This is a genomic window from Cellulosimicrobium sp. AB352 (assembly GCF_049538415.1).
Lineage (GTDB): Bacteria > Actinomycetota > Actinomycetes > Actinomycetales > Cellulomonadaceae > Cellulosimicrobium > Cellulosimicrobium funkei.
On the sequence record NZ_JBMVFX010000003.1, the window covers coordinates 87037 to 107100 of the forward strand.

Genomic DNA, 20064 nt, shown 5'->3' on the forward strand with positions numbered 1-20064 from the left:
GATGAACCGGTAGAAACGGTCGGGGCCCCTCGGCCCGGCGTGCGTGCGACCGGCACCGCGCGACAGCGTAGGGAGTGCACGATGACCAACCAGACAGAGCCGGCCGAGGACCCGCAGCCCGGTGCTGCGGGCACCGGGCCGACCCCGGCGCCCCAGGGCGTCACGGCGGGTGACGGGGACTCCACGGCCGAGCGCGCACCGGACGGTGCGACGGGCTCGGCAGGGTCGGACCCGGACGCGGCGGGAGCCGCGGACACGGGTACGGAGAAGGACACGGGCTCCGCGCGCGAGACCGGCGGGACCGCGACGGCGACCGCCACCGCGTCGCCCTTCGCCGGGATCCCGGTGAGCGACTACGTGCGCGACGGCGTCGCCGCGCTGCTGCTCCTCGTCTCCCTCGCGCTGCCGTGGGACGTGTCGAGCCGCGCGTCGGACAAGATCGAGGTCGTCCTGCTGACGATCCTCTCGCTGCTGACGCTCGCGCTGCCGTACCTCGCGCGCACGGGCGTGCTCCCGACGACCTGGACCGTGCACACCACGCGCAAGGTCCGTCTGCTGGCCAACGCGCCGTACGTGCTGCTCGTGCTCGTCTACCTCGTGGTCGACGTCGTGGGCGGCGGCGACCTCGCCGACGGGTGGGGCGGGGTCGGCTCCGCCGCCGCGCTCGGCCTCGCGGGCGCGCTCCTCGCGGCGCAGCCGCGCGAGAGCGAGCTCGGGCCGCAGGACCAGGACCGCGCGGTCACCGACCGGTGGCTCCAGGCGCTCCTCGCGCTCGCGGCGCTCCTCGCCCTCACCGTCCTGCTCACGGTGATCCTCACCGCCACCGGCACGCGCCTCGGCGGCGCCCTGTTCGTGCTGCTGGTGATCGTGGCCGCGGTGTTCGTCCTCGCGCTCGCCGGGCTGCCGACGTACGGCACGTGGCGCCGGTCCGAGGCCGCGCGCCTCACGCTCGTCGGGATGGGCGTCATGCTCGCCGTCGGGTTTGTCCTCGGCTCGGGCAACAACGGGCTCGTGACGATCGAGAGCACGCACGGCGGCCGGTTCGGGCTCGTGCTCGTCCCGGCGCTCGCGGCCGTCGCCGCGGCGCCCGCGGTGCACCGCGCGATGGCCGCCGCGGACCCGGTGACCACCTGGGTGCGCGTGGCCGTCAACGCCCTCGACCTCGTGCTCGTCGTCGCGGGCTACGTCGCCGTGAGCGCCGTGCTCACCCTGGCCGACGGCGCACGCGGCGTCCCGGTCGTCCTCGCCGTGATCGTCGGTGTCCTCGCGGCCGCCGTCGCGTTCGTCGCGCGCCGCTCGCTCGCTCGCGACGCCGCCACCGGGCGCCCGCTCGCGCTCGGCGGCGCCGGCGTCGTGGCGCTGCTCGGCATCGTGCTGCTCGTCGTGACCTCGAACCGCGTCGTGCTCGGCGGCGGTGTGGAGCACGTGCTGCTCGCCTTCGGCCTCCCGCTGCTCGTCGTCGGGGCGCTCACCGTGCCGCGCGAGGTGCGCGCCTACTTCGCCGAGCACCGCCCCGTGCCCGCGGCCACCGGGGCGGAGGCGGCACGCGCGTACGTGTGGCAGCCGCCCGCGCCGAAGCAGCCCAAGCCGGCCCGGCCCGCGCCCGCCCCGGCGGGCCCGCCGACCGGTGCGCACCCGACGACCGGGCACACGGGTGCCTACCCGGGCTCGGGTGCCTACCCGGCCACCGGGCCGGCGGGCACCTACCCGCCCGCCGGGCACACGGGGCCCGTCCCGACGCAGCAGGCGCCGGACCGGCGGTTCGCCGCGGGGTCCGACGCGACCGAGGTGCTCCCGGTCCAGCCGGCGGAGCCGGAGCGCAGCGGGTACGCCGCGCGTCCCGGCCTCACGCCCGACGAGGGCCCGTCGACGGCGGTCCTGCCCGCCTACCAGGAGGAGCAGCCGGGCACCGGCCCGCAGCCGACCGCCCAGCAGCCCGGCCAGGGGTACCCCCAGCAGGGCTACGGCCAGCAGCAGGGCTACGCGCCCTCCGGGCCGGGGCAGCAGGGCTACGCGCCGCAGGGGTACGACCAGCAGGGCTACGGCCAGCAGGGTTACGCCCAGCAGCCCGCGGCGCAGCAGCCGTCGTACGCCCCGCCGGCCCAGCCGGCGGGCTTCACCGCGGCCCAGGCGCTCGACCCGGGCACGCCGCTCGAGGTCCTGGCGCAGATCGTCCAGGACGCGCCGCACCTGCGGCCCCAGGTCGCGGCGAACCCGTCGACGTACCCCGCGCTGCTCGAGTGGCTCGGCAACCTCGGCGACCCGGCGGTCGACGCGGCGCTGCGCTCGCGACGCGGCTGACGCACCCCGGCGCCCGGCCGGCCCTCCGCGCGAGGGCCGGCCGGGCGCACCCACGCCGTGCCCGAGGAGCGGACGTCCCGGGCGCGCGGACGGCGGAGGAGTACAGTGGCGTCGTGCACCTGATGCGGCAGCTCCTCCTTCGTTGCCGCGGCGAGGCCCTGTAGCCGGTTCCTCGTCGCGGTGGTTGGTGTGCCGGCTGACACCGATCAGGACGACCCCGAAGGACCGACGATGAACGCCTCCGCCCCCACCTCGACGCCCACCGCCGCGGACCCGAACCCGCAGCAGCCGTCGGGCATGCCGATCCACAAGTACCTGCCGTTCCACCGGCAGATCGACGTCTCCCTGCCCGACCGCACGTGGCCGGACAAGCGCATCGAGACCGCGCCCCGCTGGTGCGCCGTCGACCTGCGCGACGGGAACCAGGCCCTCATCGAGCCCATGAACGCGGAGCGCAAGCTGCGCATGTTCGAGCTGCTCGTCGCGATGGGCTACAAGGAGATCGAGGTCGGCTTCCCCTCGGCCTCGCAGACCGACTTCGACTTCGTGCGGATGCTCATCGAGGAGGACCGCATCCCGGACGACGTCGTCATCCAGGTCCTCACGCAGTCCCGCGAGCACCTCATCGCGCGCACGTACGAGGCGATCAAGGGCGCGAAGCAGGCGATCGTGCACCTCTACAACTCGACGTCCGTCCTGCAGCGCGAGGTCGTGTTCCGCTCGGACGAGGACGGCATCATCGCGATCGCCGTCGACGGCGCGCGGCTGTGCAAGAAGTTCGAGGAGACCGTCCCGGAGACGACGGTCTACTACGAGTACTCGCCCGAGTCGTACACCGGCACGGAGCTCGAGTTCGCGGCCCGCATCTGCAACGAGGTGCTGGAGGTCTTCGAGCCCCGCCCCGACCGCAAGGTCATCATCAACCTGCCCGCCACGGTCGAGATGGCGACGCCGAACGTCTACGCCGACTCGATCGAGTGGATGAACCGGCACCTGCACCACCGCGAGAACGTCGTGCTGTCGCTGCACCCGCACAACGACCGCGGCACGGCGGTCGCGGCCGCCGAGCTCGGCTACCAGGCGGGCGCGGACCGCATCGAGGGCTGCCTGTTCGGCAACGGCGAGCGCACCGGCAACGTCTGCCTCGTCACGCTGGGCATGAATCTGTTCAGCCAGGGCGTGGACCCGCAGATCGACTTCTCCGACATCGACCACGTGCGCCGCACGGTGGAGTACTGCAACCAGCTCGGCGTCCCCGAGCGGCACCCCTACGCGGGCGACCTGGTCTTCACGGCGTTCTCCGGCTCGCACCAGGACGCCATCAAGAAGGGCTTCGACGCGATGGCCGTCCGTGCGGAGGCGGAGGGTGCCACGGTGGACGACATCACGTGGGCCGTCCCGTACCTGCCGATCGACCCCAAGGACGTCGGCCGCTCGTACGAGGCCGTGATCCGCGTCAACTCGCAGTCCGGCAAGGGCGGCATCTCCTACCTGCTGAAGTCGGAGCGCCACCTCGACCTGCCGCGCCGTCTGCAGATCGAGTTCTCGCAGTCCGTGCAGCAGCACACCGACGCGCACGGCACGGAGGTCACGGGCGAGGACATCTGGCGCCTCTTCTCGGACGAGTACCTGCCCGTCGAGCCCGGTTCCGGCCTGGAGCCGTGGGGCCGGCTCAAGCTGCGCTCCACGCGCGCGTCGTCGAGCGAGGACGGCCCCGACACCCTGAGCGTCGACGTCCTCGACCGCGGCGAGGAGCTGACGCTCGAGGGCACGGGCAACGGCCCGGTCGCGGCGTTCGTCGACGCGATCGCGCAGGTGGGGGTCGACGTCCGCGTCCTGGACTACGCGGAGCACGCGCTCTCGGAGGGCGGGGACGCCACGGCCGCGGCGTACGTGGAGTGCCAGGTGGGCGACGACGTCCTGTGGGGCGTGGGGATCGACCCGTCGATCACGACCGCCTCGCTCAAGGCCATCGTGTCCGCAGTGAACCGCGCGGAGCGTGCCCAGGGCTGACCGCCCTCCCGCCGATCTCGCCGACGGCCCGGACGACCTCGTCGTCCGGGCCGTCGGCGTTTTGTCGACACGGTGTTGGTAAGATGCCGACGCACTGTCGACAACTTTGGAAGGCTCCTCATGTTCCTCGCGTTGCGCGAGCTCGTCTTCGCGCGCACCCGCTTCCTGCTCATGGGCGGTGTCGTCGCGCTGGTCGCGGTCCTCGTCGTCCTCCTCTCCGGGCTGTCCGCAGGCCTCGTCAACGACGGCGTCTCCGGCCTCAAGCGCACGCCCGTGACCGACTTCGCCTTCGCCGAGGGCACCGGGACGGACGCCGCGTTCACGCGCTCCGTCATCGAGACGGACCAGGTCGGCACCATGGCCGAGCAGCCCGGCGTGCTCGAGGCCGCCCCGTACGGCCTGCTGCTGGCGAACGCGCACCAGGAGGACGGATCGCCCGTCGACCTCACCCTCGTGGGCGTCGAGCCCGGCTCTTTCGTGGCCCCGGCCGCGATCGCGGAGGGCGACGCCGTCGGGGCGGCGGACGGCATCGTCGTCTCCGCGACCGCCGCCGAGGACGGCCTCGCCGTCGGCGACACCGTGGACCTCGCGCGCCCGGAGCGCACGCTCACCGTCGTGGGCGTCCTCGAGGACCAGCACACGTTCGGCCACGTCGACATCGCCTACCTCCCGCTCGGCACGTGGCAGGAGCTCCTCGCCGGGGCCGAGCAGCCGGGAGCCGACGTGCCGGACGTCGCGACCGCCGTCGCGCTGCGCACCGACCCCGGGTCGTTCGACCGCGAGGCCGCCGACGCGGCGTCGGGCACGGTGACGCGCACGCTCACCGAGTCCTTCGACGCGTCGCCCGGGTACACGGCCGAGACCGCGACCCTCCTGCTCATCCAGGTGTTCCTCTACGCCATCTCGGCGCTCGTCGTCGGGGCGTTCTTCACCGTGTGGGTCATCCAGCGCCGGCACGAGATCGCCGTCCTGCGCGCCATGGGGGCGCGACGCCGCTTCCTGCTCGCCGACTCCCTCGGCCAGGCCGCCGTGCTCCTGCTCGCCTCGATCGGCGTGGGGTTCGCCCTCGGCGTCGCGGCGGGCGCGGGCCTCGGCGCGTCGCCGATGCCGTTCGCGCTCCAGGCGCCCGACCTCGTGCTGGCCGGCGTCCTGCTCTTCGTCCTCGGCATGGGCGGAGCGGCCGTCGCCGTCGCGCGCATCACCTCCGTCGACCCCCTGACCGCCCTGGGAGGGCAGCGATGAGCACCACCACCCCCGCCACGCCCGTGCTCGAGATCGACCGGGTCACCGTCCGCCACGGCGACGGCGACACCACGGTCGTCGCGCTCGACGAGGTGAGCCTGAGCGTCGCCGCGGGCGAGCTCGTCGGTGTCGTCGGGCCCTCGGGCTCCGGCAAGTCGGGCCTGCTCGCCGTCGCCGGCGCGCTCACGGCGCCGGAGTCCGGGTCCGTCCGCCTCGAAGGGGTCGACCTCGGCGCGACGAGCGACCGCGAGCGGGCCCGGCTGCGGCGAGAGCGCATCGGCTTCGTCTTCCAGTCGGGCAACCTCCTCCCGGCGCTCACGAGCGTCGACCAGCTCCGGCTCGCGCTGCGGGTCGCCGGGATCGACGAGCGCGACCCCCGCGCCCGCGACCCCCGCGAGCTGCTGGGCTCGGTGTCCATGAGCCACCGCGCCGACCGCCGTCCGGACCAGCTCTCCGGCGGCGAGCGGCAGCGCGTGGGGATCGCCCGCGCGCTCGTCGCGAGCCCCGCGCTGCTCCTCGTCGACGAGCCGACGGCGGCGCTCGACCGGGCACGCAGCCACGAGGTCGTGAGCCTGCTGGCCCGGGAGGTCGAGGCCTACGGCGCGGCGGCGCTCATGGTCACGCACGACCACGACGTGCTCGAGCACTGCCACCGGGTCGTCGAGATGGTCGACGGGCGGCTCGGGCTGCCCGCGGTGGCCGGCTGACGTCGGCGGGCGGCCCCGGAGGGCCGCACCACCGCCCCCGGTCGGGCATGATGGTCCGGCCGGGGGCCGTCGCGCTCCCGGGGGAGCGCTCCGCAGAGCGCTCCGGGAAGGAGGACCCTCGTGCCCAAGATCGCCGCCCCGACGGTGGCCGAGCACCGCGCGGCGCAGCTCCGGACCCTGCTCGACGCCGCGCGCGACCTCATCCGCGAGGACGGCAGCGGGCTCACGCTCGCGGCGGTCGCGGCGCGGGCCGGGCTCGCCCGGTCGAGCGTCTACCAGTACTTCCGGTCGCGGGAGGAGCTGCTCGACGCGGTCGTCGCCGACGTCGTGCCGCGGTGGTCCGCGCGCATCACCGCCGCGGTGGCCACCGCGGCGTCGCCGGAGGACGCGATCGTCGCCTACGCGCGCGAGAACCTGCTCCTCGTGGCCGAGGGCGAGCACGCCGTCGTCGCCGCGCTGCGCGCCGAGGCGGGCCGCGAGGCGCTCGCCCAGCAGAGCGCCGCGATGCACGCGACGATCCTCGTGCCGCTCGTCGAGGCCCTGGAGCAGCTCGGCGTCCCGGACGCCGCGCGCTCCGCGGAGCTCGTCAACGCCGTGGTGCTCGCCGCGGCCCGCCAGGTCGAGGCCGGCGAGGACGCGGGCACGACGCTGGCCCGGGTCCGCGCGGTCCTCGGGTGCCTCGCGCCCGCGTGACCACCGTCGGCGGGTGGTGCGCGCCGTGTCGGCGGCGTGACGGACAATAGGGGCGTGGTGCTGTACCGAGACGACGCGATCGTGCTGCGCGCCCAGAAGCTGGGCGAGGCGGACCGCATCGTCACCCTCCTGACGCGCGAGCACGGGAAGGTGCGCGCCGTCGGCAAGGGCGTGCGCCGCACGTCGTCCCGGTTCGGCGCGCGGCTCGAGCCGTTCATGCTCGTGGACGTCCAGCTCTACGCGGGCCGGTCGCTGGACACGGTGACGCAGGCGGAGACGATCGGCCCGTACGCGCGCCGGATCTGCGAGGACTACGGCCTGTACACGGCGGGCGCCGCGATGCTCGAGACCGCGGAGCGCCTCGTCGCCGACGAGCGCGAGCCCGCCGTGCAGCAGTACTGGCTGCTCGCGGGCGCGCTGCGGGCGCTCTCGGAGCACGCGCACGCGCCGGGGCTCGTGCTCGACTCCTACCTCCTGCGCGCGCTCGCCGTCGCGGGCTGGGCGCCCTCGTTCGTCGACTGCGCGCGGTGCGGCGAGCCGGGCCCGCACCACGCGTTCGCCGTCGCGCAGGGCGGGGCCGTGTGCTCGCGCTGCCGCCCGCCGGGCTCGACGGCGCCCGCGCCCCAGACCTTCGCCCTGCTCGCCGCGCTGCTCGCGGGGGAGTGGGACGCGGCCGACGCGTCGGACGCCCGGCACCGCAAGGAAGCGAGCGGCCTCGTGGCCGCGTACAGCCAATACCACCTGGAGAGAACGTTGCGATCACTGCGCATGGTGGAGCGGGACGCCCCCGCCCCGCACGTCCCCGCCGTCCCGCACGCCGACGAGGCCGCCGCCTCCGCGGACCCAGGCGCCGGCGCCGGGGCGGACGCCTGATGGCGCGGCGCACGTACCAGCCGCCGTTCCCGCACCCCAGCGGTGCGCGGCCCCCGGCGATCCCGGCGCAGTTCGTGCCGAACCACGTGGCCGTCGTCATGGACGGCAACGGCCGCTGGGCCAACGCGCGCGGGCTGCCGCGCACCGCGGGCCACGAGGCCGGCGAGGCGGCGCTGCTCGACGTCGTCGCGGGCGCCATCGAGATCGGCGTCAAGCACGTGTCGGCGTACGCGTTCTCGACCGAGAACTGGAAGCGCTCGCCCGACGAGGTCCGCTTCCTCATGGGCTTCAACCGCGACGTGATCCGGCGTCGCCGCGACGAGATGGACTCGTGGGGCGTGCGCGTGCGGTGGGCGGGGCGTCGTCCGCGGCTCTGGGCGTCCGTGATCAAGGAGCTCGAGGTCGCGGAGGAGCAGACGAAGCAGAACGACGTCTGCACGCTCACGATGTGCGTCAACTACGGGGGTCGCGCCGAGATCGCCGACGCCGCGGCCGCCATCGCGCGCGAGGTCGCCGCCGGGCGGCTCGACCCGCGCAAGGTCACGGAGCGGACCGTCCAGCAGCACCTCGACGAGCCCGACCTGCCGGACGTCGACCTGTTCCTGCGCAGCTCGGGCGAGCAGCGCACGTCGAACTTCATGCTGTGGCAGGCCGCGTACGCGGAGCTCGTGTTCCTCCCGGAGCCCTGGCCCGACGTGGACCGTCGCTCGCTGTGGCGCGCCGTCGAGGAGTACGCGCGCCGCGACCGCCGCTACGGCGGCGCGGTCGACGCGGTGGGCGGGACGGCGGGCGGCACGGCCTGACGCCGTGCGCGGGCGGCGCGCGCCCTGTCGCCGGGACGCCGTGGGAGGCGGCCGGTAGCGTGCGCGGCATGACTCTGAGCATCGGCATGGTGACCGTCGACTCCACCGACCCGCGGCCGCTCGCCCGGTGGTGGGCGCGCCGCCTCGGCGGGCGGCTCGTCGACGAGGCGGACGGGTGGTTCCTCGAGGTCGTGCCCGCCGAGGGGGTGACGGCTCCGGTCCTCGGGTTCCAGCGCGTCGAGGACCCGACGCCCGGCAAGAACCGGCTGCACCTGGACCTCGGCACGTCCGACCGCGAGGCGGACGTCGCGGCGCTCGTGGCGGACGGCGCGACGCTCGTCGGCGAGCACACCATCCCCGGGTACCGCTGGGCGGTGCTGGCCGACCCGCAGGGCAACCAGTTCTGCGTGGGCGCGCCCGAGGAGCCGACGAGCGTCGGCTGAGGCGGGGTCGTCCCGTCAGGGCGGCCCGTCAGCGGGCCAGCGCGTCGAGCCGGGCGGCGAGCTCGGCCGGGCGGCTGAGCGCCACGAGGTGGCCGCCCGGCATCGTCTCGACCTCCGCGCCGAGCCGCTCGCGCGCGACGGCGCGCTGGAAGGGCGGCGGGAAGAGCCGGTCGTCGTCGCCCTGCAGCACGACCGTGGGCACGGCGGGCCAGGCGCGGGCCGGCCACGGCTCGGCGAAGGACCGCTCGGACGGCTGCCGGTCGCTGCGCTGCACGACGGCCGCGACCGGCTCCGGCACGTCGTGGAAGAAGTCGTCCACGGGGTCGAACGGGCCCAGGCCCGTGGCGGCACGACGCGCGGCGTGGTCCGTCGCGCGCCACCAGTCGCCCCCGCTCTCGCCCGGTCGCGGGATCATCGGGTTGAGCAGCACGAGCAGGCGGACCGCCTCGCGCTCGCACACGAGCGGCCCGACGTACGCGCCCATGGACTGGGCGACGACGACGAGGTCGTCCCGCTCGGCGGCGGCCGTCGCCCGGTGCAGCGTCGTGACCGCGACGTCGGTGAGGTCCGCCCAGCCGTGGCCCTCGTCGTGCTGGGGCAGGTCGACGGCGACCGGCCGGTGGCCGAGCCGGTCGAGCTCCGGGACGAGCAGGTCCCAGTACGCGGGGTCGCCGCCGGCGCCGGGCAGCAGGAGGAACGTCGTCATGGGGGTTCGGACGGTCCGGGCCCCGTCATCTCATCGGTCGGCGCGCGGCGCGCCCTCGTCGCGGGGGAGCGTCGCCTGCCCGTCCAGGGCGGGGACGTCGCCGGCGGTCGTGCCGGTCGGCACGACCGCGGCGTCGGCGCCCGCCCGGGCGGCCCGACGGCGGACCATGAGGACCACCGCCACGACGACCACGACGACGATCGCGACGAGCACCGCGACGCCCGTCGGCGAGCCCGTCGCGGCGGCGAACGCGGCGGTCCACACCGCCCACCCGACGGTCGCGTAGATCGTCGCGTGCACCGCGCACCCGAGGATCATGGCCGCGAGGTAGCGCCCGAACGGCATGCGCACGACGCCCGCGGCGGCGTTGATCACGGTCTTCGTCCCGGTCGCGAGGAACGACGCGGGCACCGCGAGCACGCCCCACCGTCGCACGGTCTCGATCCCGCGTGCGGCCGACCGCCCGGACAGCCAGGCGTGGACGCGCGCGACCCACGGCTTGACGGGGCGCGTGCGGTCGAGCGTCCACGTCGTGACGAGGCGCGCGATCCAGTAGGTGGCCTGCGTCCGCACGAACGCGATCGCGAAGAAGAAGGCGAAGAGCGCGGCGAACGGGGCGCCGTCCAGCGCGTCGGGCACCGCTCAGTCCTGGACGGCGGTGGCCCGCGCGCAGCCCGCGCACGTGCCGAACAGCTCGATGGTGTGCTGGATGTCGACGAACCCGTGCGAGGTGCCGACCTGGTTGGCCCAGGCCTCGACCGTCGGGCCGTCGATCTCGACGGTCCGGCCGCACGCCCGGCACACGAGGTGGTGGTGGTGCTCGCGGCGCTCGCACCGGCGGTAGAGGTTCTCGCCCTCCTCGGTGCGCAGCACGTCCACGTCGCCGCCGTCCGCGAGGCTCTGCAGCGTGCGGTAGACGGTCGCGAGCCCCACGTTGTCGCCGCGCGTGCGCAGGATCTCGTGGAGCTGCTGCGCGCTGCGGAAGTCCTCCAGGTCCTCCAGCGCGTCCGAGACGGCGGCGCGCTGGCGGGTCATGCGCTGCACGGGTCACCTCCGGTGGTGCGGTGGGTCGACCCCGAGGGTACGAGGTCGAGCTCGACGTCGTCGGGGATGTCCGGGTGCGGGTCCCGCGCGACGCGCGGCCGCCGGCGGACCCACAGGGGTCGCAGGACGGCGACGACGAGGTACGTCGCGATCGCGAGGACGACGATCGTCGCACCCGGCGAGACGTTCTTCCAGTACGTGAAGGACAGCCCGACGACGCACACGACCACCCCGACGACCGACGCGACGAGCATCGTGCGGCGGAACGAGCGGGTGACGAGCTGGGCGACCGCGACGGGCACGATCATGAGGGCGCTGACGAGCAGCAGCCCGACGACCCGCATCGACACGGTCACGGTGAGCGCGGCGACGACGGCGACGGCGATGTTCAGCGTGCGCACGGGCAGGCCCGACGCGCGCGCGAACTCCTCGTCGTGGCTCACCGAGAACAGCGCGGCCCGCAGGCCGACGCCGACGAGCAGGATCACCGCGCTGAGGACGACCGTGAGGACGAGGTCCGACGACGTCACCGTCGAGATCGAGCCGAACAGGTACTGCATGAGGCTGCCGGAGGAACCGCCCGCGAGGCCGATGAGCAGGACGCCGCCCGCGATGCCGCCGTAGAAGAGGAGCGCGAGCGCGAGGTCACCGCTCGTGCGGCCCCGCTCGCGCACGACCTCGATCGCGACCGCGCCGAGCACCGCCGCGACGACCGCGCCGGGGATCGCGAGCGCGTCGTTCGGCACGACGCCCATCGCCGCGCCGACGAGCCACCCGAGCGCGACGCCGGTGAGCGCGACGTGCCCGATGCCGTCGCCGAGCAGCGAGAGCTTGCGCTGCACGAGGTACGTGCCGACGACGGGGGCGCTGACGCCGACGAGCAGCGCCGCGAGGAGGGCGCGCTGCATGAGCGGGTCGGTGAGCAGCAGGGAGATCTCGGAGAACAGGGTGGTCATGAGGCCGTCCTGGGTGCGTGGCCTGCGGAGAGGTCGGGGTTCAGGGTGTCGGTGAGGCCCGTCTCCGGGCCCGCGGGGCGGTTGTCGCCGTCCACGGGCTCGTGCGGGTGCAGGTGCTGGTGCGTCGCGCCCGCGTGCGTGGACGACGCGCGGGGCGGGGCGCCGTCGTGCACGACGCGCCCGTGGCGCAGGACGACCGCACGCTCGACGAGCGGGGCGAGCGCCCCGAGCTCGTGGAGCACCACGAGGACCGTGAGGCCGTCGCCCACGAGCCGCGTCATCGTCGCGGCGAACGCCTCCTGGCTCGGCTTGTCGACGCCCGCGACGGGCTCGTCGAGCACGAGCAGGTCGGGCCGGCGCACGAGGGCGCGCGCGATGAGCACGCGCTGCTGCTGCCCGCCCGAGAGCTCGGCCGTCGAGTCGTCGGCGCGGTCCGCGAGGCCCACGAGCTCGAGCGCCTCGACCGTGCGGTCGCGCCACCCGCGCGGGAGCCGGAGGCGGCCCCCGCCGAGGAGCCCGGACGCGACGACCTCCGACGCGGTGGACGGCATGCCCGAGGGCGCGCTCACGCGTTGCGGCACGTAGCCGAGCCGCCGCCACGGCAGCCGCGGGCCGAGCGGGGCGCCGAACAGGTCGACGGAGCCGCGGGAGAGCGGCACGATCCCGACGAGCGCGCGGACCAGCGTCGACTTGCCCGAGCCGTTCGCGCCGAGGAGCGAGACGACCTCGCCCGCGCGGACCGAGAGGTCGATGCCGCGCAGGATCTCGCTCCCGCCGAGGGTCACGTGGACGTCCCGCGCGGCGATCAGCTCCGGTGCGTCCGTCATGCGCACGCGAGGCCGGACGTGAGCGCCTCGAGGTTGGACTCCATGACCTCACGGTAGTCCGTCGCGCCCTCCGCGAGGCTCTCGAGCGGGTCGAGCAGCGCGGTCCGGACGCCGAGGTCGTCGGCGAGCGTCTGGGTCACCTTGGGGCTGACGAGCGTCTCGAAGAAGAGCGTGGTCACGCCGTTCTCCCGGACGACCTCGCCCACCTCGCGCAGGCGCGCAGGGGAGGGCTCTGCCTCGGGGTCGATCCCGGAGATCCCGACCTGGTGCAGGTCGTAGCGCTCTGCGAGGTAGCCGAAGGCCTCGTGGGAGGTGACGAGCGTCGCGCCCGCGCACGGGGCGAGCGCCCCGGCGAACTCGGCGTCCAGGTCGTCGAGGTCCGCGGTGAGGGCGGCGGCACCGGCCGCGTAGTCGTCGGCGTGGTCGGGGTCGATCGCGGAGAGCTCGTCGGCGACGGCGTCGCCCACGGCAGCCAGGCGTGTCGGGTCGAGCCAGAAGTGCGGGTCCGTGGGGCCGTGGTCGTGACCGTCGCCGGACTCGTCCGCGTGCTCGGCGTGCTCCTCCGCGGTCTCGTCGGCGTGCTCGCCCTCGCCGCCGGGGTGCTCCTCGAGCCCGGCCGACGCCGCGGCGTCGACCACGTGCTCGGGGGCGCGCTGCTCGATGCCCTCGTCGACCGCGGGCTGGAACCCCGAGAGGTAGACGACGAGGTCGGCGTCGCCGATCGAGCGGACCTGCGCGGGCGCGAGCTCGAGGTCGTGCGGCTCGGCCGCGGGCGGCGTGAGGTTCGCGACGTCGACGTGCTCCCCGCCGACCTGCTCGACGACGTACTGGAGCGGGTAGAACGACGCGAGCACCTGGAGCCGGCCGTCGTCGCCGCCTCCTCCTCCCGAGCCGCCGTCCCCGGGGGAGTCGCCGGGGGAGCACGCCGCGACGAGCGCGGCCGTGGCGAGGGCGGCGGTGGTGGCGAGGGCGCGACGGCGCCGGGCAGGGGAGCGGTGCATGACCACCAGTGTCCGCCTTCTTGAGAATGAATGTCAAAACCGTTCCCGGTGAGCCGGGTCACGGCCGGGTACGCTGGTCGGTCGGCGCCCGTGCGGGCGTCGCCCACCCGTCCAGCCCCCACGAGCCACGTGCGGGGCCGTGAGCACCAGGAGTGATGTCCGTGGCCGCAGCGCCCTCACCCACCGCCCGTCTCGACGCCGTCGTCTCCCTCGCCAAGCGGCGCGGGTTCGTCTTCCCCTCGGGCGAGATCTACGGCGGCACCCGCTCCGCGTGGGACTACGGGCCCCTGGGCACCGAGCTCAAGGAGAACATCAAGAAGCAGTGGTGGCGCGCGATGGTCACGAGCCGTGACGACGTCGTGGGCCTCGACTCGTCCGTGATCCTGCCGCGCCAGGTGTGGGTCGCGTCGGGCCACGTGGGCGTCTTCACCGACCCGCTGACGGAGTGCCTGCACTGCCACAAGCGGTTCCGCGAGGACCAGATGATCGAGGAGTTCGAGGAGAAGAAGGGCCGCGCGCCCGAGGGCGGCCTCGCCGAGATCGTCTGCCCGAACTGCGGCACGCGCGGGCAGTGGACCGAGCCGCGCGACTTCAACATGATGCTCAAGACGCACCTCGGCCCCGTCGAGGACGAGTCGGGCCTGCACTACCTGCGCCCCGAGACCGCGCAGGGCATCTTCGTGAACTTCGCCAACGTCATGGGGGCGAGCCGCAAGAAGCCGCCGTTCGGCATCGGCCAGATCGGCAAGTCGTTCCGCAACGAGATCACGCCGGGCAACTTCATCTTCCGCACGCGCGAGTTCGAGCAGATGGAGATGGAGTTCTTCGTCGAGCCCGGCACGGACGCCGAGTGGCACCAGTACTGGATCGACACGCGCACCGACTGGTACGTGGACCTCGGTATCGCGCGCGACAACTTGCGCCTGTACGAGCACCCGCAGGAGAAGCTCTCGCACTACTCGACCCGCACGGTCGACATCGAGTACCGCTTCGGCTTCTCCGGCTCGGAGTGGGGCGAGCTCGAGGGCATCGCGAACCGCACCGACTTCGACCTCAAGACGCACGCGGAGCACTCCGGCAAGGACCTGTCGTACTTCGACCAGACGAAGAACGAGCGCTGGGTGCCCTACGTCATCGAGCCGGCCGCGGGTCTCACGCGCTCGCTCATGGCGTTCCTCGTCGAGGCGTACACCGAGGACGAGGCGCCGAACGCGAAGGGCGGCGTGGACACGCGCACGGTCCTGCGCCTCGACCACCGCCTCGCGCCGGTCAAGGCCGCCGTGCTCCCGCTGAGCCGCAACGAGCAGCTCTCGCCCAAGGCGAAGGACCTCGCGACCGAGCTCCGCAAGTACTGGAACGTCGACTTCGACGACGCCGGCGCCATCGGCCGCCGGTACCGCCGCCAGGACGAGATCGGCACGCCGTTCTGCATCACGGTCGACTTCGACACGCTCGACGACCAGGCCGTGACGATCCGCCACCGCGACTCGATGAGCCAGGAGCGCGTCGCGCTCGACAAGGTCACCGAGTACCTCGCCGGGCACCTGCTCGGCGCCTGACGCGTCACCGGCCCGGCGCACCGGCGCCGGGCAACGCAGGAGGGGCGGTACCGTACGGTCCCGCCCCTCCTGTCGCGTCTCGTCGGGACGCGTCGCCCCCAGCGGCCTCGCGCTAGCGGGCCGCCCCCTTAGCCCTGTTGAGCAGGCCGATCACCAGGCTCACGACGAGCACGATGATGCCGATCCAGATGAGGATCTTCGCGGCCTCGATGGCGACGCCGAGGATGAGGAGCACGGCGCCGACGATGACCAGGATGAGCCAGAGAGGCATGTCGTCCCTTTCGTCCGTGTCCGGCCTGGATTGCCGGACCTCCTCAACACTGCCACGACCCTCCGCTGCTCGCTCGTCGAAACGGGGCTCGTCGTGCAGCGGGAGCCGGGTGGGACAATGGAGCGCGTGACTGCACCCGCTCCTGCCCTCAGCACGACGACCGACCGCCCCGACCCGGGGACCGGTCCGCTCGTGGCGCCGCTGCGGATCGGCCCGATCGTCGTCCGGACGCCGGTGGTCCTCGCCCCGATGGCCGGCGTCACGAACCGCGCGTTCCGCACGCTGTGCCGCGAGGCCGGCGCGTCCGGCGGCGACGACCCCGGCCTGTACGTCGCCGAGATGGTCACCAGCCGCGCGCTCGTCGAGCGCAACCCCGAGGCGCTGCGCATCGTGACGTTCGGCGCCGACGAGACGCCGCGGTCCGCGCAGGTGTACGGCGTGGACCCCGCGACCGTCCGCGAGGCCGTGCGCATCATCGTCGCCGAGGACCGCGCCGACCACGTCGACCTGAACTTCGGCTGCCCGGTGCCCAAGGTCACGCGCAAGGGCGGGGGAGCGGCGCTGCCCTGGAAGCGCGACCTGTTCACCGCGATCGTGCAGGGCGCGGTCGAGGCCGCCCGCCCGTACGGGGTCCCCGTGACCGTGAAGATGCGCAAGGGCATCGACGACGACCACCTCACGTACCTCGAGGCGGGCCGCATCGCGGAGGGCCTGGGCGTCGCCGCCGTCGCGTTGCACGCGCGCACCGCCGCCGAGCACTACTCCGGCACGGCCGACTGGTCCGCGATCGCGCGTCTCAAGGAGGCCGTGACGAGCGTGCCGGTGCTCGGCAACGGCGACATCTGGTCGGCCGAGGACGCCGTGCGCATGGTGCGCGAGACCGGGTGCGACGGCGTCGTCGTCGGGCGCGGGTGCCAGGGCCGGCCGTGGCTGTTCGCCGACCTCGCCGCGGCGTTCGCGGGCCGCCCGGAGCGCGTGCGCCCCGGGCTGCGCGAGGTGGCGGGCACGATCTACCGCCACGGCGAGCTCATGATCGAGTACTTCGACGGCGACGAGGGCAAGGGCATGCGCGACCTGCGCAAGCACATGGCCTGGTACCTCAAGGGCTACGCGGTGGGCGGCGACGCGCGCCGCGCGCTCGCGATGGTCTCGACGCTCGCCGAGCTGCGCGCGCTGCTCGGCGACCTCGACCAGGACGCGCCCTACCCCGGCGAGGCCGCGGAGGGTCAGCGCGGCCGGGCCGGGTCGCCCAAGACGCCGCACCTGCCGTACGGCTGGCTCGACTCGCGCGAGCTCGACGCCGAGCACGAGGAGCGCCTGCGCGAGGCCGAGCTGAGCGTCTCCGGCGGCTGAGCGCCGCCTCCTCGCCGACCGCTCCGCGCTGCCCTGCGCCGACGGGACGAGAAGCACGACGCGGCGGCGTCGGTCAGTGCGCGCGCAGCCAGACGGTCGTGTCGGACGGGACGCGGACCTGCGGGTCCGCGGAGCGGTCGGTCAGGACCGGGCCGGAGGCCACGAGGACCTCCGCGCCGTGCGGCAGGACCACGGGCTCGGCGCCCAGGTTCGCGAGCACGACGACGTCGCGGTTGCGGAAGGCGACGACGTCCGCCGAGCCGGCGAACTCCTCGACCCACGCGAGCGTGCCCGCGCCCAGACGCTCCGCGCGACGCGTGGCGAGGGCCGTGCGGTACGTCTCGTAGGTCGAGCCCTCGACGTCGCGCTGGACGTCCGCGGCGTAGCGGCCGTACGACTGCGGCTGGGGGAGCCAGGTCTTGCCGGACGGCCCGAACCCGAAGCCCTCGGCGTCGGCGCGCCAGGGGAGAGGGATGCGGCAGCCGTCGCGGCCCGCCTCGGCGCCCTGGGTGCGGAAGAACGCCGGATCCTCACGGACGTCGTCGGGCAGGGCGGTGTGCTCGGGGAGGCCGAGCTCCTCGCCCTGGTAGAGATACGACGACCCGGGCAGGCCGAGCATGAGCAGCGACGCGGCGCGCGCACGGCGCAGGCCGAGCTCCTCGTCGGGCTGCGGGTCGTGGGCGAAGATGCCGTTGGGGCGCAGGCCCGGGTCGGCCAGGCCGAGGCGCGACGCGTGGCGCACGACGTCGTGGTTCGACAGGACCCACGTCGTGGGCGCGCCGACCTCGTCGTTCGCGTGCAGCGACGCCGCGATCACGGTGCGCAGCGGCGCGGCGTCCCAGCCGGTGGTGAGGAACGAGAAGTTGAACGCCTGGTGCATCTCGTCCGGGCGCACGTAGCGCGCGAGGCGCGAGAGCGGCTCGACCCACGCCTCGGCGACGAGCGCACGGTCGCCGTCGTACTCGGCGAGGACGCGGTGCCACGCGCGGTAGATCTCGTGGACGCCGTCCTGGTCGAACATCGGGCCGGAGTTCCCGGCGCCCGTCGAGCCGTCCTCGGGGGCGCCCGGGTCGGTGCCCTCCTCGCCGTCGGCGGCCTCGGTGCCCTCGACCATCGAGACGGTGCCGTCCCAGTCGGGCAGGCCGTCGGCCTTGATCATGCCGTGCGCGACGTCGACGCGGAACCCGTCCACGCCCTTGTCGAGCCAGAAGCGCAGGACCTGCTCGAACTCCTCGCGGACCTCCGGGTTGTCCCACGCGAGGTCGGGCTGGGTCGAGTCGAAGAGGTGCAGGTACCACTGCCCGGGCGTCTCGCCCTCGGCGCCGGTCACGGGGCGCGCGTTCGCACCGGCCGTGACGCGGGTCCACGCGGGGCCGCCGAAGATGGACTGCCAGTTGTTCGGGGGCAGCTCGCCGTGCTCGCCCTCGCCCTCGCGGAAGATGTACCGCGCGCGCTCCGGCGAGCCCTCGGGCGACGCGAGCGCCGCCTGGAACCAGGCGTGCTGGTCCGACGTGTGGTTCGGGACGAGGTCGACGATGATCCGGATGCCGCGCGCGTGCGCCTGGGCGAGGAGCTCGTCGAAGTCCGCGAGCGTGCCGAACAGCGGGTCCACGTCGCGGTAGTCCGCGACGTCGTAGCCCGCGTCCTTCTGGGGCGAGCGGTAGAACGGGCTCAGCCAGACGGCGTCGACCCCGAGCTCGGCGAGGTGGTCGAGCTTCGAGGTGATGCCGGGCAGGTCGCCGACGCCGTCGCCGTCGCCGTCCGCGAAGGAGCGCGGGTACACCTGGTAGATGACGGCGTCGCGCCACCACTCGGGGGCCTCGCCCGGCCCGGTGTGCACGAGCGCGCCCGTGCTGAAGGGCGCCGGGGCGGTGGCCAGCCCGGTGCTGGTCGCGGCGGTCGGCGTCGAATCGATACGAGTCATCGAGCTGTCGGTCCTCACGTACGTGGTGCTGGGGTTTTCAGGGGATCTTCCGGTGGTGGTCACTCGGCTGGCGGAGCGGGGTGTCGCCGACCCTCCGTCGAGTGTAAGCGCTTGCGGTGCGGTGCCGACGAGGGGTCGGCGGATGCCCGCAGCGAGGTGCGTGGACTTCCGGGGCGCCGGTCTCAGGCGGTCGGCGAGCCCGCCGCGGCGACCGTGCTCGCGTCCGTCGCGGACGCCGCGCGGGCCGGGGCGGCCCCGGTCGAGTCGCGGACGATGAGCTCCGGCTGGAAGAGGAGCTCGGTCCGCGGTGCACGCTCGCCCGCGATCTCCGTGAGCAGCGCGCTCACGGCGGCGTGCGCCATGGCGCTCACGGGCTGGCGCACCGTGGTGAGCGGCGGGTCGGTGAAGGCGATGAGGGGCGAGTCGTCGTAGCCGAGCACCGAGACGTCCTGCGGCACGCGCAGCCCGCGCGAGCGCGCTGCGCGGATGGCGCCGAGCGCCATGAGGTCGGAGCCGCAGACGATCGCGGTGTGGCCCGAGTCGATGAGCTCGCCGCCCGCGGCCTGGCCGCCCTCGACGGTGTAGAGCGTCACGACGACGTGCTGGGCAACCTCTGCCTCGTCGGCGACGAGACCGTGCCGCACGAGCGACTCGGCGAAGCTCGCGAGCTTGCGCCGCGCGGGGACGAAGCGGTCGGGGCCGATCGCGAGGCCGACGCTGCGGTGCCCGAGCGAGACGAGGTGCCGCACCGAGAGCTCGACGCTCGCGACGTCGTCGGGCGAGACGAACGGGGCGTCGATGCCCTCGGCGAAGCCGTTGACCAGGACGATCGGGATGCCCCGGCTGCGCAGCCGCTCGTAGCGCTCGTGGCTCGCCTGGGTGTCCGCGTGCAGGCCGGAGACGAAGACGATGCCGTCGACCGCGTGGTCCATGAGCATGTCGACGTAGTCGTCCTCCGTGGTCCCGCCCGGCGACTGCGTGCACAGCAGCGGCGTGTACCCGTGCTCGGACAGGAGCGACTCGATCGTCTGGGCGAACGCAGGGAAGACGGGGTTCGTCAGCTCGGGGACGACGAGGCCGACGAGGCCGGCGGAGCGGGTGCGCAGCGTCGACGGTCGCTCGTAGCCCAGCACGTCGAGCGCGGCGAGCACCGCCTGGCGGGTCTCGCTCGCGACGCCGGGCTTCCCGTTGAGGACGCGCGAGACCGTCGCCGTGGAGACGCCTGCCTGAGCGGCGAGATCACTGAGACGGGTACGCACATGGGGCAGCGTAGGGGACACCGGACCTCCTCGTCCTGGTCGTCCGGTCGGCGAGCCGCGATCCCCTGTGCGGAGGCGCGCGGACCCGT

At 74.4% G+C, this 20064-nt stretch carries 19 protein-coding genes; 10 read left to right on the top strand and 9 right to left on the bottom strand.

Going from position 1 to position 20064, the window contains the following annotated elements:
• Positions 1 to 81: 81 nt before the first annotated feature.
• The 8 genes from ACPCUX_RS03355 (at position 82) to ACPCUX_RS03390 (ending at position 9075) form a co-directional block, all read left to right on the top strand.
• Positions 82 to 2301, top strand: coding sequence for a hypothetical protein (locus ACPCUX_RS03355; RefSeq protein ID WP_423388159.1), 2220 nt, complete (start codon positions 82 to 84; stop codon positions 2299 to 2301).
• Positions 2302 to 2532: 231 nt separating this feature from the next.
• Positions 2533 to 4314, top strand: a complete 1782-nt coding sequence (gene leuA, locus ACPCUX_RS03360) for a 2-isopropylmalate synthase (protein WP_043651760.1) — start codon at positions 2533 to 2535, stop codon at positions 4312 to 4314.
• 120 nt (positions 4315 to 4434) lie between these two features.
• A complete protein-coding gene (locus ACPCUX_RS03365) occupies positions 4435 to 5556 on the top strand; it encodes an ABC transporter permease (RefSeq protein WP_423388160.1) in 1122 nt (373 codons plus the stop codon).
• Complete coding sequence (locus ACPCUX_RS03370) at positions 5553 to 6263, top strand: ABC transporter ATP-binding protein (RefSeq protein ID WP_423388161.1); 711 nt, start codon at positions 5553 to 5555, stop codon at positions 6261 to 6263. Before ACPCUX_RS03365 ends, ACPCUX_RS03370 begins: the two co-directional genes overlap by 4 nt.
• 120 nt (positions 6264 to 6383) lie before the next feature.
• On the top strand, positions 6384 to 6956 hold the full coding sequence (locus tag ACPCUX_RS03375; RefSeq protein ID WP_086151097.1) for a TetR/AcrR family transcriptional regulator: 573 nt from the start codon (positions 6384 to 6386) through the stop codon (positions 6954 to 6956).
• Between the two features lie 54 nt (positions 6957 to 7010).
• Complete coding sequence (gene recO / locus ACPCUX_RS03380) at positions 7011 to 7829, top strand: DNA repair protein RecO (RefSeq protein WP_423388162.1); 819 nt, start codon at positions 7011 to 7013, stop codon at positions 7827 to 7829.
• Entirely contained in the window at positions 7829 to 8632 is an 804-nt protein-coding gene (locus tag ACPCUX_RS03385) for an isoprenyl transferase (RefSeq protein WP_114554428.1), read from the top strand. The genes recO and ACPCUX_RS03385 overlap by 1 nt, the downstream gene beginning before the upstream one ends.
• A 68-nt stretch (positions 8633 to 8700) precedes the next feature.
• Entirely contained in the window at positions 8701 to 9075 is a 375-nt protein-coding gene (locus tag ACPCUX_RS03390; protein WP_211933281.1) for a VOC family protein, read from the top strand.
• Positions 9076 to 9103: 28 nt separating this feature from the next.
• Here the strand turns inward: ACPCUX_RS03390 and ACPCUX_RS03395 are convergent, their stop codons facing one another.
• The 6 genes from ACPCUX_RS03395 to ACPCUX_RS03420 are packed head-to-tail and all read right to left on the bottom strand — an operon-like array spanning position 9104 to position 13609.
• The gene (locus ACPCUX_RS03395) at positions 9104 to 9781 is read right to left on the bottom strand and encodes an alpha/beta fold hydrolase (protein ID WP_086151094.1); all 678 of its coding nucleotides are present in this window, start codon (positions 9779 to 9781) and stop codon (positions 9104 to 9106) included.
• A 30-nt stretch (positions 9782 to 9811) separates the two neighbouring features.
• Positions 9812 to 10420, bottom strand: a complete 609-nt coding sequence (locus tag ACPCUX_RS03400) for a DedA family protein (protein WP_423388163.1) — start codon at positions 10418 to 10420, stop codon at positions 9812 to 9814.
• Between the two features lie 3 nt (positions 10421 to 10423).
• Positions 10424 to 10816, bottom strand: coding sequence for a Fur family transcriptional regulator (locus tag ACPCUX_RS03405; RefSeq protein WP_009864106.1), 393 nt, complete (start codon positions 10814 to 10816; stop codon positions 10424 to 10426).
• Positions 10813 to 11781 carry a metal ABC transporter permease gene (locus tag ACPCUX_RS03410; protein ID WP_074809730.1) on the bottom strand — a complete coding sequence of 323 codons (969 nt, stop codon included), beginning with the start codon at positions 11779 to 11781 and terminating at the stop codon, positions 10813 to 10815. Before ACPCUX_RS03410 ends, ACPCUX_RS03405 begins: the two co-directional genes overlap by 4 nt.
• The gene (locus ACPCUX_RS03415) at positions 11778 to 12608 is read right to left on the bottom strand and encodes a metal ABC transporter ATP-binding protein (RefSeq protein WP_082774215.1); all 831 of its coding nucleotides are present in this window, start codon (positions 12606 to 12608) and stop codon (positions 11778 to 11780) included. Before ACPCUX_RS03415 ends, ACPCUX_RS03410 begins: the two co-directional genes overlap by 4 nt.
• The gene (locus tag ACPCUX_RS03420) at positions 12605 to 13609 is read right to left on the bottom strand and encodes a metal ABC transporter substrate-binding protein (RefSeq protein ID WP_423388164.1); all 1005 of its coding nucleotides are present in this window, start codon (positions 13607 to 13609) and stop codon (positions 12605 to 12607) included. The genes ACPCUX_RS03415 and ACPCUX_RS03420 overlap by 4 nt, the downstream gene beginning before the upstream one ends.
• A gap of 155 nt (positions 13610 to 13764) precedes the next feature.
• On the opposite strand from ACPCUX_RS03420, the gene ACPCUX_RS03425 reads away from it, so the two are divergent.
• On the top strand, positions 13765 to 15168 hold the full coding sequence (locus ACPCUX_RS03425) for a glycine--tRNA ligase (RefSeq protein WP_043651735.1): 1404 nt from the start codon (positions 13765 to 13767) through the stop codon (positions 15166 to 15168).
• Between the two features lie 112 nt (positions 15169 to 15280).
• Here ACPCUX_RS03425 and ACPCUX_RS03430 read toward each other — a convergent pair whose 3' ends face one another.
• Positions 15281 to 15439, bottom strand: a complete 159-nt coding sequence (locus tag ACPCUX_RS03430; protein ID WP_021483859.1) for a hypothetical protein — start codon at positions 15437 to 15439, stop codon at positions 15281 to 15283.
• 249 nt (positions 15440 to 15688) lie between these two features.
• On the opposite strand from ACPCUX_RS03430, the gene dusB reads away from it, so the two are divergent.
• Complete coding sequence (gene dusB, locus ACPCUX_RS03435) at positions 15689 to 16792, top strand: tRNA dihydrouridine synthase DusB (RefSeq protein WP_232422897.1); 1104 nt, start codon at positions 15689 to 15691, stop codon at positions 16790 to 16792.
• 73 nt (positions 16793 to 16865) lie between these two features.
• On the opposite strand, the gene ACPCUX_RS03440 is transcribed toward dusB, so the two are convergent.
• Both ACPCUX_RS03440 and ACPCUX_RS03445 read right to left on the bottom strand, forming a co-directional pair.
• A complete protein-coding gene (locus ACPCUX_RS03440; RefSeq protein ID WP_423388165.1) occupies positions 16866 to 18716 on the bottom strand; it encodes a glycoside hydrolase family 13 protein in 1851 nt (616 codons plus the stop codon).
• A 182-nt stretch (positions 18717 to 18898) separates the two neighbouring features.
• Entirely contained in the window at positions 18899 to 19975 is a 1077-nt protein-coding gene (locus ACPCUX_RS03445; RefSeq protein ID WP_415296335.1) for a LacI family DNA-binding transcriptional regulator, read from the bottom strand.
• Positions 19976 to 20064 lie beyond the last annotated feature (89 nt).

Bases quoted from the DNA above. Each gene is read 5' to 3' on its own strand.
- ACPCUX_RS03355 (WP_423388159.1), top strand. From the start codon at position 82: ATGACCAACCAGACAGAGCCGGCCGAGGACCCGCAGCCCGGTGCTGCG.
- leuA (WP_043651760.1), top strand. From the start codon at position 2,533: ATGAACGCCTCCGCCCCCACCTCGACGCCCACCGCCGCGGACCCGAAC.
- ACPCUX_RS03365 (WP_423388160.1), top strand. From the start codon at position 4,435: ATGTTCCTCGCGTTGCGCGAGCTCGTCTTCGCGCGCACCCGCTTCCTG.
- ACPCUX_RS03370 (WP_423388161.1), top strand. From the start codon at position 5,553: ATGAGCACCACCACCCCCGCCACGCCCGTGCTCGAGATCGACCGGGTC.
- ACPCUX_RS03385 (WP_114554428.1), top strand. From the start codon at position 7,829: ATGGCGCGGCGCACGTACCAGCCGCCGTTCCCGCACCCCAGCGGTGCG.
- ACPCUX_RS03390 (WP_211933281.1), top strand. From the start codon at position 8,701: ATGACTCTGAGCATCGGCATGGTGACCGTCGACTCCACCGACCCGCGG.
- ACPCUX_RS03395 (WP_086151094.1), bottom strand. From the start codon at position 9,781: ATGACGACGTTCCTCCTGCTGCCCGGCGCCGGCGGCGACCCCGCGTAC.
- ACPCUX_RS03405 (WP_009864106.1), bottom strand. From the start codon at position 10,816: ATGACCCGCCAGCGCGCCGCCGTCTCGGACGCGCTGGAGGACCTGGAG.
- ACPCUX_RS03410 (WP_074809730.1), bottom strand. From the start codon at position 11,781: ATGACCACCCTGTTCTCCGAGATCTCCCTGCTGCTCACCGACCCGCTC.
- ACPCUX_RS03415 (WP_082774215.1), bottom strand. From the start codon at position 12,608: ATGACGGACGCACCGGAGCTGATCGCCGCGCGGGACGTCCACGTGACC.
- ACPCUX_RS03420 (WP_423388164.1), bottom strand. From the start codon at position 13,609: ATGCACCGCTCCCCTGCCCGGCGCCGTCGCGCCCTCGCCACCACCGCC.
- ACPCUX_RS03425 (WP_043651735.1), top strand. From the start codon at position 13,765: ATGTCCGTGGCCGCAGCGCCCTCACCCACCGCCCGTCTCGACGCCGTC.
- ACPCUX_RS03430 (WP_021483859.1), bottom strand. From the start codon at position 15,439: ATGCCTCTCTGGCTCATCCTGGTCATCGTCGGCGCCGTGCTCCTCATC.
- dusB (WP_232422897.1), top strand. From the start codon at position 15,689: ATGGCCGGCGTCACGAACCGCGCGTTCCGCACGCTGTGCCGCGAGGCC.
- ACPCUX_RS03440 (WP_423388165.1), bottom strand. From the start codon at position 18,716: ATGACTCGTATCGATTCGACGCCGACCGCCGCGACCAGCACCGGGCTG.